This is a genomic window from Candidatus Sordicultor fermentans (genome assembly GCF_012728195.1).
Taxonomy (GTDB): Bacteria; Atribacterota; Atribacteria; order Atribacterales; family Caldatribacteriaceae; genus Sordicultor; species Sordicultor fermentans.
In genome coordinates this window covers 1-11,507 of the sequence record NZ_JAAYFP010000015.1, presented here as the reverse complement: position 1 = coordinate 11,507, position 11,507 = coordinate 1, and the positions used below count along the sequence as shown (strand labels likewise).

The 11,507-nt window shown below is 42.3% G+C and carries 13 protein-coding genes, 1 tRNA gene and 1 pseudogene; 2 read left to right on the top strand and 13 right to left on the bottom strand.

Annotated elements, in window-relative coordinates:
* On the top strand, positions 1-345 hold a 345-nt coding region (locus tag GXZ17_RS00640), incomplete at its 5' end, for a GNAT family N-acetyltransferase (protein WP_409375358.1).
* Between the two features lie 433 nt (positions 346-778).
* On the opposite strand, the gene GXZ17_RS00635 is transcribed toward GXZ17_RS00640, so the two are convergent.
* Positions 779-854, bottom strand: a tRNA-Lys gene (locus GXZ17_RS00635).
* A gap of 343 nt (positions 855-1,197) precedes the next feature.
* Between GXZ17_RS00635 and GXZ17_RS00630 the strand changes: the two are divergent.
* A pseudogene (locus GXZ17_RS00630) lies at positions 1,198-1,457 on the top strand (F0F1 ATP synthase subunit beta); the annotation flags it as partial.
* A gap of 150 nt (positions 1,458-1,607) precedes the next feature.
* Here the strand turns inward: GXZ17_RS00630 and GXZ17_RS00625 are convergent.
* The 12 genes from GXZ17_RS00625 to flgF all read right to left on the bottom strand — a co-directional run bounded on the left by GXZ17_RS00625 (position 1,608) and on the right by flgF (position 10,851).
* The gene (locus GXZ17_RS00625) at positions 1,608-2,042 is read right to left on the bottom strand and encodes a flagellar assembly protein FliW (RefSeq protein WP_409375357.1); all 435 of its coding nucleotides are present in this window, start codon (positions 2,040-2,042) and stop codon (positions 1,608-1,610) included.
* A gap of 13 nt (positions 2,043-2,055) precedes the next feature.
* Complete coding sequence (gene flgL, locus GXZ17_RS00620; protein ID WP_409375356.1) at positions 2,056-3,246, bottom strand: flagellar hook-associated protein FlgL; 1,191 nt, start codon at positions 3,244-3,246, stop codon at positions 2,056-2,058.
* A gap of 12 nt (positions 3,247-3,258) precedes the next feature.
* Positions 3,259-4,650 carry a flagellar hook-associated protein FlgK gene (gene flgK / locus GXZ17_RS00615; protein ID WP_409375355.1) on the bottom strand — a complete coding sequence of 464 codons (1,392 nt, stop codon included), beginning with the start codon at positions 4,648-4,650 and terminating at the stop codon, positions 3,259-3,261.
* Positions 4,651-4,671: 21 nt separating this feature from the next.
* Complete coding sequence (locus tag GXZ17_RS00610) at positions 4,672-5,181, bottom strand: flagellar protein FlgN (RefSeq protein WP_409375354.1); 510 nt, start codon at positions 5,179-5,181, stop codon at positions 4,672-4,674.
* Complete coding sequence (gene flgM, locus GXZ17_RS00605; RefSeq protein ID WP_409375353.1) at positions 5,178-5,507, bottom strand: flagellar biosynthesis anti-sigma factor FlgM; 330 nt, start codon at positions 5,505-5,507, stop codon at positions 5,178-5,180. Before flgM ends, GXZ17_RS00610 begins: the two co-directional genes overlap by 4 nt.
* 49 nt (positions 5,508-5,556) lie before the next feature.
* Positions 5,557-6,000: a hypothetical protein gene (locus GXZ17_RS00600; protein ID WP_409375352.1), complete on the bottom strand. Its 444-nt coding sequence runs from the start codon at positions 5,998-6,000 to the stop codon at positions 5,557-5,559.
* Positions 5,987-6,283 (bottom strand): rod-binding protein, encoded by a 297-nt coding sequence (locus GXZ17_RS00595; protein ID WP_409375351.1) that lies wholly within the window; start codon positions 6,281-6,283, stop codon positions 5,987-5,989. The genes GXZ17_RS00600 and GXZ17_RS00595 overlap by 14 nt, the downstream gene beginning before the upstream one ends.
* Positions 6,284-6,392: 109 nt before the next feature.
* On the bottom strand, positions 6,393-7,508 hold the full coding sequence (locus GXZ17_RS00590) for a flagellar basal body P-ring protein FlgI (protein WP_409375359.1): 1,116 nt from the start codon (positions 7,506-7,508) through the stop codon (positions 6,393-6,395).
* Between the two features lie 18 nt (positions 7,509-7,526).
* Positions 7,527-8,132 carry a flagellar basal body L-ring protein FlgH gene (locus tag GXZ17_RS00585; protein ID WP_409375350.1) on the bottom strand — a complete coding sequence of 202 codons (606 nt, stop codon included), beginning with the start codon at positions 8,130-8,132 and terminating at the stop codon, positions 7,527-7,529.
* Positions 8,129-9,112: a flagellar basal body P-ring formation chaperone FlgA gene (gene flgA, locus GXZ17_RS00580; RefSeq protein WP_409375349.1), complete on the bottom strand. Its 984-nt coding sequence runs from the start codon at positions 9,110-9,112 to the stop codon at positions 8,129-8,131. Before flgA ends, GXZ17_RS00585 begins: the two co-directional genes overlap by 4 nt.
* Before the next feature lie 154 nt (positions 9,113-9,266).
* Entirely contained in the window at positions 9,267-10,055 is a 789-nt protein-coding gene (flgG, locus tag GXZ17_RS00575; RefSeq protein ID WP_409375348.1) for a flagellar basal-body rod protein FlgG, read from the bottom strand.
* Positions 10,056-10,101: 46 nt separating this feature from the next.
* Positions 10,102-10,851 carry a flagellar basal-body rod protein FlgF gene (gene flgF, locus GXZ17_RS00570; protein ID WP_409375347.1) on the bottom strand — a complete coding sequence of 250 codons (750 nt, stop codon included), beginning with the start codon at positions 10,849-10,851 and terminating at the stop codon, positions 10,102-10,104.
* Positions 10,852-11,507 lie beyond the last annotated feature (656 nt).

The following is an 11,507-nucleotide window of genomic DNA, read 5'->3' as shown; positions in this document are numbered from 1 at the left end:
GAAGGAGCCTTGATTTTAGCTCGAGTCGATGGAGTAGCTGCGGGATGCGTAGCTTTGAGAAAGCTATCTTCTCTCGTATGCGAAATGAAACGGCTGTTTGTCCGCCCCTCATATCGGGGCATGGGCATTGGTAAACAACTGGTAGCGAGGATTATTGAAGAGGCAATAAAGAGACACTATCAGTTTATGAGGCTCGACACTCTGCCTCTAATGAAAGATGCTCGAAAGATTTATCAGGATATGGGATTTTATCCCATATCTCCTTACTATGATAATCCCATTGTGGGGGCCGAGTTCATGGAGCTAAATCTTGAGAATTGGTCAAAGAAGGGAACCCGCTTATAGTTCTCCCCGGAAAGGCGAGGACGAAATTAAGGGAGAGAAAAAAGCGGCACTCCCTCCAAACTGTCATTGTAAGCCACTGAGGAACAAAGAGCACCTTTCTCAGTGGCTTTTGTTCTTTTATATTTTCAATCTTTTGTCTTTTTAATTTCACGTCGTAGACCGTCCGTTTTCCCTCCCTCAGTTATTTTTGTCTTTAGTCTTTTATTTTTTACCTTTCTTATGTTTTTCATCTTACGCCGTGGGCTGTCTGTGGCGATCCCGAATTTTTAGCGTAATGTGACTAGCTTTTAAGTCTTGAGCGATTTAGCAGATTTTGCGGGATACTATAAAACTTTCCATTCTTAAAAACACCTCTTATGGACAACATATTGGGGAGTTGGAGAGGGTAAAACAAAAAAGGGCAATGTGGCTTAAAAAAAGCCTTCTTGAACACTGGTGGGCCGTGCAGGAATCGAACCTGCAGCCTACTGATTAAGAGTCAGTTGCTCTGCCAATTGAGCTAACGGCCCATCTAGCGGTTATCAATATACTATGGATAGATAAAGATGTCAACACACCCTCATTGCAAATGTTCTGGTGTTAACTACTTTAATATTGCTGTTTTCGAGAACTGTTTGTTCAAGAACAGAATATCCTTCAAATCCTCTTAACTCACACTCAAAGCTTATTTTGCTCTCCTCTATTAGCAGCAAAGATGGTTAGGTTGTTTCTTCTTTTTCACCATTAAATAATGAAACCGCACAAGATACGAGACATCTTTAAAGTCTTTTGTATCATAAGTATCGGCTGAAAACTACTCCTCTTCTGTAATGTAAAGTATATATAAAGGAATATTGCTACTTATTCATCTGGCCAGAATCCCGATTCTGGGTAGCTCTCATTGCCCTTACCATCGCAGAGTTCTTCCGTGATGCTCTTTTTCAGGATGTTTTGCTTTTCGTTCGTTATGTGCAAGCGGGAGCAGAAGTTCCTGCCATTCTGGGGAGAGTCCCTTCAGCAATGGGCTATCAGCCGAGGAAGTGGGAACGGTGGAAGAAAGAATAACCTCCACCGCCAACGGCTCTATCACTTCTGTTCAGGCTATTTATGTTCCTGCTGATAACCTTACCGAGCTCGAGACATCAGAATGAGTGAAAATTGAGAGAAAGTGACAAACTTGGGGAAAAAGACAAAAACTACTTTGGGAAACAACCCTCATGACCCCCCTCTCCACACCACACGAGCAGGCAAGACTCATAAAGACGCCCGGAAAAAAAGAAAGCCTATCCTGCAGAAGAGCTAGCTTTCTCAGGAAAAAGGGGATGATGCAGACCATATCGCTCATCTTCCAAAACAATCTGCTTTCCCATCTTTAATCGACAATTTATGATTACTGGAGCCAAAAGATTAACTTTGATATCTTGAGGCGATTGAATGTTCATAATAGCCAGAACTATAACTTCTTCCTCGCTAATTATTCCTAAAGCCTGGCATTCCGAAGAAGGAATATCTACCTCATAATCAGGAAAATAGAGAAAAGGGTCACAAACAGCGAAAATTACGTCTCTTTCTTCCACACTCTGCAACCAGAAAAAACCCTCTTCTTCTAAAAGAAGGAACTGCCTTAAATTCTCAAAACCGGGCAATCCCCAGGGGAAAAGAATAAATTTGCCCTCTTCCACTTCTATTTCACCAAAATAGCGAGTGGGTATCTTCATCTCTTTCTCCTTCTTAAAGAAAGTCCAGAAGAGTGGGTTGAATCACCCGAGCAGTAGCAGCTAAAGCCATTTGATAGACATTCTGGTGCTCATTTAATTGCATCACTACTTCTGCCACATCAATGTCTTCATTCAGAGAAAGTAATTTTTTGAAATTAACAGAGAATTCCTCAAACCGATTTCGAGAGTTTTCCAGGCGCAAAGTGCGCGCTCCTACCTGAGAGCGAACAGCCAGCAAATTATCGAGAGCCTCATCCAGATTTCCCAGATCCTCTCCAGAAAGCTTGGATACCTCATTATTTCGGAGGTCTTTTATTATATCTTCCACCACCTTAAATACTCCCTCAGCCTCTCGAGAATTCAAGATATCCACACCGCTATCAATCATCCCCCAATCCTCGAGAGGAGTTCCATTAACATCTGCTAAAACTAGAGGCTCAGCGGTGCGAGAGCGAAGAATAAGACGGTCTCCATCGGAGAGGGCATAAACCTCAGACTTTAAGTTGGGGTCATTATTAATGAGATTTACTAAATCTGATAAGCTAGTTATAGTAGCAGAATCTATGTTAACTATTTTTCCGTTGATGGTAAAAGAGCTACCATTGTAGTTATTAAAGTCAACAGAGGTCATGTCACCAGATGAAGCTTCAAAACCCCGGAAGAAAACATCATCTCCTGGAAACCCGATAGCCAAAGTGGTATTATTTTCTATTTCTAATATAATGGAATTATTATCTCCATAGTAGGTAATTATGTCTCCTTCCCGGGAAAAAGGAACAGTAAGAGTTTGCGTACCAGAGAAAAGATGCCTTCCTGCATAAGAAGTATTAGCTGTTCCTATCAATTCTTCTAAATATGCCTCTATTTCAGTCGCTATCATTTCTCGGTCTTCAGCAGTTAAAGTACCATTAGCTCCCTGTAAAACCAGAGTCCTGACTTTTTCTAATACCCCGGAAACGGAGCTCAAGCTTTCATCTACCAGGTTCAACCAGTTAATTCCATCTTCTACGTTAGAAGTGTACTGATCCAGTTTTTCAATAGAGGTACGCAAGCTCAACACCTGGTTAAAGCGCACCGGGTCATCAGAAGGACGGCGGATCTCTTTCCCTGAGGAGAGAATGTCCTGAGTGCGAAGCACCCGGCTTAAAATATTATTCAGATTCTGCATAGAGCGATCGGTAAGAATTTTCTGGGTTACTCGCATTTTCACTCCTCCTTATTTTATCCTGTTCACCAGGGTGTCAAGCATCTCGTCCACCGTTCTAGTCAAAAGAGATGCAGCCTGATAGGCATACTGATATTTTATTAAATTGGTCATCTCCTCATCTAAAGAAACTCCTGAAACCGCTTCTTTACGCATATCCAGCTGATCTACCAGCAAATTCTGGTTAGTAAGTAGACGACTGGATTCCGCCTTTTCTACTCCCAATCGAGAAACTACTCCTCGATAGTAGTCATCTGGAGTAGAGCCATCTACTATAGCTTGATCTCGCAAGCGAGCAACAGCCAAAGCATTTTCCCCATCTCCAGGAGCACCGGTCAAAGAGGCAGCAATTTTACCGGGGTCAACGTCAATGGAAGGGTTAAGAGCAATGGTGGCAGCATCTTGACCAACGAAAAAATCTCCTCCTTTTACCGGTGGATCTTCCAGAGTATAACCCTGCTTGTGTGCCGTATTTACCGCATTAATAATTCCCCCAGCCAGGTCATTCAGATATTTCTTATATTCTTCTACTACTTCATCGCGGAGATAAAAAAGAGCTTTCAGTTCTCCATTTTGATAATCTAAATTGATTTGTTCTTCTCCTTGGAATTTAACTTCCCAAAAACCGGTGGTAGAATTAGCTTCTACTTCTAAAAATCTCTTTTCCTTATCACTCACTAATATTCTACCCTGGAGAATCAAACTGTAAGTTCCATTAGAATTTTCACTCACTTGGAAGTCTAAAACATTAGAAAGTTTATCCACCAGAAGGTCTAACTGGTCTTTGTAATCGTTGGCATTCCCTCCTCCTAAGCTCAGCTTCATAATTTGCTGGTTTAAATCATAAATCTGCTGAACATAGTTGTTCACTTCGTCCACTTTGATGGCTATTTTTTCATTGAGTTGCTGTTGTTGAACAACAAATTGATTGTGAGTGTGGTTAAAAGCTGTACTCAACAAATTAGCAGTTTCTGCTACCAAAGCTCGAGCAGCTTGCGATTCAGGAGATTTGGCCAGCTCTTGCCAGGTATTCCAAAAGCGGTCAAAAATCTCCGACAGAGCTCCTTCTTGCGGTTCTCCAAAAATCACCTCAATCTGCTCCAAGCCTTCATCTATAGTTTTCCAATAAGAAGCAGTGCGAGATTCCTGTCGAATCTGTAAGTCTATAAACTTATCTCGCAGACGCTGAACCTCATTCACTGAAACTCCAGCACCTAAATTGCGTAAATGAGGAAGGACAAAAAGACCCCCTGAAGAAACAGTTTCCTGAGAAAATTTGGGTGATTGGCGAGTATAGCCTACCGTGTTAGAATTGGCAATATTGTGTCCGGTGACATCCATAGCCACTTGCTGGGCTTGTAGAGCTCTCTTAGCTATTTCCAGTCCAAAAAAAGCATTGCTCATTTTTTATCCCCTTCTACTTTATTATATTACTCCGTTGATTAGAATTCCTTTACTTTCCTTCGCTGGTTTTTCTTTTCCTCGCGGAGAATAAAAACTGTTCTCCCCTTCTCCCATCAAAAGAGAAAAAACTACATCGATATAGCGCAAGGTATCATCAATCAATATGGCATTCTGAGAATTAACTTCTCGTAATGCTCTTACCACTCTTTTCAATTCTCTCTGAACCTCACCAAATTTCAGGGCCAGATCAGGAGGAGAAAGCTCGATTATCCGACCCAAGTTCAGCTCTCCAGGCTCTAAGTCACATCTCTCCACCATATTTTCCCAGACATCGGTTAACTGCTTTTCTGTGTCCCGTACCTGGATAACCAAATTCATTTCCTTCTCCAGAAGAAAAACCAGCTCTTCCAGCTGGTTTTTCAAAAGTAAGTCTCTCTTCTCTTCGGCTACTTGCCAGAGCTCAGTCTGCAGACGCAATTCCTTTTCCAAAATCGTCAAAAGATGAGAGAGAAAATCATTCAAGGTTATCAAATATCTTTCCCCCCATTAATTAAAAAATCAGCAATTTCCCGGGCAAACATCTTTTCTGCGACTTCCCTACCCCGAACTTCGTATTCTCCCTTTTCTATCTTGACTTTTAACTCTCGAACTAAATCAGCTCTTATGTCGGGAATCTTTTTATACTGTTGCTGCAGTTTTCCCATTTTCTCACCAGTGCGAGAAAGAAAAACTTTGTCTCCCTCTCCCTCTTCCTCTTTCCTAGGAGAAAAAACAGTTTTTTCACCCTCTTTAGCCTTATTTACATAAATTCTTAAAATACTTTCCATCTGGTTAGAAGATATTTTCACTTCTATCACTTCCTTTAAACCTACTCACTATATTATATCGGACGAATTCCTGATTTCTTTAGCCTTCTTTTTTCTTTTTTATGGCATCTTTAAAATAAAAGTTGGGAGAGCGGGAAGATAGCTTATCTTCATCGAGAGAGCGGGAAGATGGTTTGTCTCCATCGGAAGAAAGAAGGGCAGCAAGTTTTTTTCTGCAATCTTCACAAAACCTTCCTGTAACAATGGATTTACCACATCGCTCACAGGTAAGAAGAGCAAACTCCCCTTCTCCCTGTATTTCAGCCAGTTGCAGCCTTCCCTCCCGAATAAAATCTAAAATTATTTTCTTATCTACTCCGGTTTCCTCACTTATCTCTTCTAACTTTTTTTCCGGATAACGTTTCAAGAAATCCTTGACTTTCTGAAATTCTTCCTCTTCTTTTTCCATACAGGCAGGGCAAATATCTTTATCTACTATCTTATTAAATAAATTTTTGCACCTTTTACATTTAGCTAAAGCCACTCTTATTTTCCTCCACTAATTTTCGATAAAGCATGTCAGACAGGCCCCAGCCCCCATTTTCCCCAACTTTTTTAGCAATTTCATCCACCCACATCTCCCGAAACCAGGTTTCCTCCTGACTAAAAAAACGAGAGGAAGAAGGAGCAAAAAGGGGTTGAAAGCCTTTTTTAAAAATAAAACCAAGAAAGAAAGCTTCAAAATCCTGACAGGCTTTTTTCACTACCTGAGGAGACTGTCTTTCGGGTTTCAGAGAAATAGCTAACTCTTTATTTTCTATACGCATATCGCCACCCTCTTTATCCTTTAGAAATATATCATAATTAATCTATGATGCCAACACCAAAAAGCAAAAACTGGTGAATCAGCTTTCATAGGAAAATACCATAAAAAACTTATTCTATGATTAACTCTCCCTGCAAAGCACCGGCCTTTTTGATAGCTTGCAAAATGGCAATCAGGTCTCGAGGAGTAACTCCTAAAGCATTGAGAGCTTTGACTAAGTCATCTATGGTATTTCCTGATTCCACTTTAAATAGACGGGCAGGCTCTTCCTCCACTCTGACTTCCCGCTGAGGAACCACTACAGTTTCTCCCGGAGAAAACGGAGGAGGCTGGGAAACTTGATATTCAGTCCGCACGGTCACAGTCAAATTGCCATGAGAAACAGCTACCGGTAATATCCGCACATTCCCCCCGATTACCACAGTTCCCGTCCTCTCATTTATCACCACCCGGGCAGGAACATCAGGTTCTACCGGGATCTCTCCCACCAGAGCTATCAATCGAGATACCTGATTTTGGTAATGCTCGGGGATACTAACTTCCACCCGATTGGCATCCAGCACCCGAGCCTTCCCTCCTCCTAACTCCTCATTAATAGCTCGAGCAATACGAGAAGCGGTCACAAAATCTGGCTCCCGTAATAGAAGAGTGAAAACTCCTCTCACCTTATCGACAAAATTAGTTTCTACCGTCCTCTCCACTATTCCCCCTCCGGGAATCATGCCCACTGTGGGATGATTTTGCTGCACCACATTCCCTCCCCCTCCTCCCACATTGAATCCTCCAATAGAAAGAGGACCTTGAGCTACAGCATACACCTTTCCATCTACTGCTTTTAAGGGAGTAAGCAGCAACACTCCTCCTTGCAAGGTTTTAGCGTCTCCCAGGGAAGAAACAGTAACATCTATTTCTTCTCCTGACTGAACAAAAGGGGGAAGCTCGGCGGTAACTATTACCGAAGCCACGTTCCGAGCTCGCACTGCCTGAGAATCTACGGCTATACCCATTTTCTCCAGCATATTAGCTAAAGCCTGATTGGTAAAAAGGCTATTCCTGCTATCTCCACTTCCTGCCAGCCCCACCACCAATCCATATCCTACCAATTGATTACCTCTTACTCCTTCTACCTCAGTAATATCTTTTATCCTCACTGTTTCTCCTCCGGCGGGAGAAACAGCTAAAAAAACTGTTAGAACCAAACAAAACAAAGCTAAACTTTTTTTTATTTTCACCTCTACCACCTGTTAAAAAAGAATATCCATAATTGAGCCAAAAACACCCTCCAAAAGCCCTGCCAAACCGCTTTTCTTTTCTGGCTTAAGAGTTCCATCCAGTTTTATCACTGCATCCACTACCTGAGTAGAGTAAACACTGTTATCTGCTCCTATGTACCGGGGGTTTACCACTCCCTCAATACTCAAAGTCTCCCTTTCTTTATTTAAATAAATCTCCTTGCTTCCAGCAATCCGCAAATTTCCCCCTTCCAACACTTCTGTGACCTGACAGGTAATGGTGCCAGAAAGGCTAATACTACGCCCGTAATCCCTACTTCCTCCTCGAGAATTACCGCTTTCTAATGTCGCCGGAGGAACAAAATCAAAAATGCCCTGCCCCGCTTTAAGGCCAATGGAGGTTTGTTTATTACTATCAGAGGAAGCACTATTTTTCCCCTTCGTATTTTCATTTATAATCACCGTCACGGTATCCCCCACCCGGGAGGCTCGATAATCAGAATAGGGGTCAGAAAACCATCCTTCATCCTGCCACAGAGACTCTCCTTTTGCCTCTTCAGAAAAGAAGAAAAGAGAAACGAAAACCACCATGAAAAAGACAGCCGTTACTCTTTTCATTTCACCACCACCTCCACCATTCTCTCCCCTATAATTTCGCCTTCAAATCTTTTCTTAGAATCAGGATTTTCTACCACAATTACATCTCCCAGACTACCTTCTCCTCGCGCTTTCCCAGTGCCGGTAACCACAATACCTCCGTGTTTTGCTACCATCGTAACCAGGTCTCCTCGTTTAATAAGAGTTTCTTCCTGAATAAAAGAAGGAGTTAAAATTGCCCCGGCAGAAATTTCTCTTTTCGTTTGTTTTCCTTCCACTTCTTCTACACTGGAAAAAGCCTTTTCATTGCGGTAATCTAAAACTTCAAGAGCAGAACAAACCTGATCTTCGCTTATAACCTCTCCCCGGGAAAGCTTTTCCTTAGCTCGCACCACTTCCCGATAAACCTGAATCTCAAAACGGAGAGGAAGAGTCTTTTCTACTTTCCCTTCCCGGAGAATTTCCAGAGTTCCATTTCCTGTCCCCCAGGGCTTTAGAGAGGAAGAAGAAGAAAAAACTATATTAACCTCGCCACCGGGGGGAATTATTACTTCCCCGGGAGAGGAAAGATTCACTTCTATTTTTCGGGCAAAAGGGAAAATATCTAATAGCTGTTCCTGAATTTTTTCTTCTAATTCACCTCTCGCTATTAATTCCCCCTTAGTTATTACTTTACAAACCGGAGCTCCGGAAAAATAGATATAATCTAACTGAGGCACCTTTTGAGCCACTACCCGCTCGTATATTTCTTCTGGTTTTATTTCTCGTTCTCCTCCCGGGGGAGGCAAATACCCCAGATCTAAATTCTCTAAGTGCCTCTGCCACTCCCGTTCCGGATAGGAAATCTCTGCTATTTCTCCAAGAGCAATATTTTCCGCTGAAACTTCCACTTTTTCTTTTAGATTCACTTCCAGAGTAAGAGCTCCCACCTCTCCCCCACCAATTAAACAAAGAATAACCAAAAACCAGAAAAAGTAACATCCAACAACTTTTCTTTTCATTACTCCTTATCCTTCTTCCACTGAGGAATTCTTACTCCCTCAGTGGACTTTCTATTCCCTCTTATAATGAGGAAAGTTTTTCTCTCATTAGTTTTTCGCTCAAGTTTTTGTTTTTAGGGGTTATAGGTAAATTAGTTTCCTCCTCCAGTCATTATCACCTCTTTAAATTATTAGCAATGCTCATCATCTCATCAGCAGTGGTTATAGCTTTGGAGTTTATCTCATAAGCTCGCTGGGCACTTATCATCCTTACCATTTCCTCTACTATTTGAACATTGGAAGTCTCCAAAAAACCTTGAGCTAAAGTTCCAAAACCCTCTAAACCAGGAGTACCAATTTGAGGTTCTCCCGAAGAAGCAGTAGCTAAGTATAAGTTCCTTCCTATACTCAAAAGGCCAGCGGGGTTAATAAACCTAGCCAGCTCTATCACTCCCACTTCCTGAGGCTCTATCTCTCCTGGCATCGTGACTGTCACTGTTCCATCCTGAGCAACGGTAACCGACTCCGCTCCCTCGGGAATAGTGATGGGAGGCTCAAGGGGAAAACCATCACTGGTTACCATTCTTCCTTGAGCATCTAATTTGAAAGAACCATCCCGGCTATAAGCTATCGTTCCATCGGGCGTCAAAATTTGAAAAAAACCATCTCCTTCAATTACCACATCTAAGGGATTAGAAGTCTCATAAATGTCACCTTGAGAAAACATTTTCTGCACTGCCCCCGGCCTCACTCCCAAACCTATTTCAATTCCCGAGGGAACTTGAGTATCAGGAGAAGTAGGAGTCCCCTTCACTCTCACCACTTGATACATTAAATCTTGAAAGTCAACTCTACTTTTTTTGAAACCGGTGGTATTCACATTGGCTAAATTATTGGCAATGACATCCAGGTCCATTTGTTTAGCCTGCATTCCTGTCGCCGCCGTCCAAAGAGCTCTAATCATTAAAATCCTCCCTTCCCAGGGCCTCCCGCAGGACCAGCCCTAATTTTTAAAGTTGGGCAATACTGTTAACCGCTTTTTGCAGAGCCTCATCCTGGCTAACCAAGATACGCTGAGCAATTTCGTATTCTCGCAAGGCTTCCATCATGGTTACCATTGCCTCTACCGGATCAAGGTTAGACTTTTCCAGAAAACCTTGTCGGAGCTCAAAATTAGTAGTTTCCTGAGGAATTACTCCCTCTGCAACAAATAAATTTTCACCACTTTTTCTGAGAACCGCTCGATTTAGAAAATCTACTATTCTAAGCCGATCCACTTCTTCTCCATCCACTGAAATATTCCCCTCTTCATCCACCGAAACACTCCCTCCGGCAGGTAAAATAATCTCTCCGCCTTCACCCACGACTGGATAGCCGGATACAGTAACCAGCCTACCCTCTTCATCCAGCTGGAAGTTGCCTGCTCGAGTATAAGCCTCCCCAGAAGGGGTAGAAACTACAAAAAATCCCTCTCCCTCGATAGCCAAATCCAGATAGTTACCAGTTTCTTCCAACCTCCCCGGAGAAAAGTCGGTAAGCTTCTCCGTCCCCGGCTGCACTCCAGCAGTCATCCTTCCTAAAGAATAGGGATTCTGAGAGCCCAAAAACCGAAATAAATTAGCCTCCCGAGCAGCTTCAGCCCAGGTTAGCTCCTTTTTAAAACCAGGTGTATCCAGATTAGCAATGTTATTAGCCCATACTTCTTGCTTGAGCTCCTGTAAGTTAAGAGCCGACGTAGCAGTATAAATTCCCCGAATCAATTCCCTATCACCTCCTCTCTGGGTTTTTCTACTACCTCTGGATAAATTTATCTGCCAAATACTCTCTTTTTTAAAAAGTCTTTTTTAAAAAGAAACTCTAAAATTGGGTACCCTTCATAAGAGACCACAAAAAAAGAGCTCCTTGCAAACAAGCTGCTCTGTTTTTTCATTCCCAAAATCAGTAATCGAGAATCCAGAGGTTTTTACCAAGAGAAGCTTTTTCTCTTTCAGTTAGTCTTTATTCTTTAGGTTTGTTGTTTTTCAAAAGGGGGTTATAAGGGGAAAGAGCTCCCCCTTATAGTTTGGACCATGATAAAATCATTCAGGGGGTGATGCCTCTTTCGTCATGCCTGGAATCTTCTATCAGGCATCCAAAGGTTCTTAAAAACTGTGGACCCCTGATAGAAACACTCAGGGGTGACGGACTTGAGGAAACCTCACCCTAACCCCGGAAGGGTGAGGGAAAAATACATAGAGGATTTCCCCTTCCATTATTTAGATTCCTGATAGAACCACTCAGGAATGACAGACAACGGGATGATAGAGGCATTCAGGAATGACGGGCAAGGTGATGGTGGAGGCGTTCAGGAGTGACGACCTCCTCTTTCGTCATGCCTGAAATTTTTTATCAGGCATCCATGCTTTTAAATACTTAT

Bases quoted from the DNA above. Each gene is read 5' to 3' on its own strand.
- GXZ17_RS00625 (WP_409375357.1), bottom strand. From the start codon at position 2,042: ATGAAGATACCCACTCGCTATTTTGGTGAAATAGAAGTGGAAGAGGGC.
- flgL (WP_409375356.1), bottom strand. From the start codon at position 3,246: ATGCGAGTAACCCAGAAAATTCTTACCGATCGCTCTATGCAGAATCTG.
- flgK (WP_409375355.1), bottom strand. From the start codon at position 4,650: ATGAGCAATGCTTTTTTTGGACTGGAAATAGCTAAGAGAGCTCTACAA.
- GXZ17_RS00595 (WP_409375351.1), bottom strand. From the start codon at position 6,283: ATGCGTATAGAAAATAAAGAGTTAGCTATTTCTCTGAAACCCGAAAGA.
- GXZ17_RS00585 (WP_409375350.1), bottom strand. From the start codon at position 8,132: ATGAAAAGAGTAACGGCTGTCTTTTTCATGGTGGTTTTCGTTTCTCTT.
- flgA (WP_409375349.1), bottom strand. From the start codon at position 9,112: ATGAAAAGAAAAGTTGTTGGATGTTACTTTTTCTGGTTTTTGGTTATT.
- flgG (WP_409375348.1), bottom strand. From the start codon at position 10,055: ATGATTAGAGCTCTTTGGACGGCGGCGACAGGAATGCAGGCTAAACAA.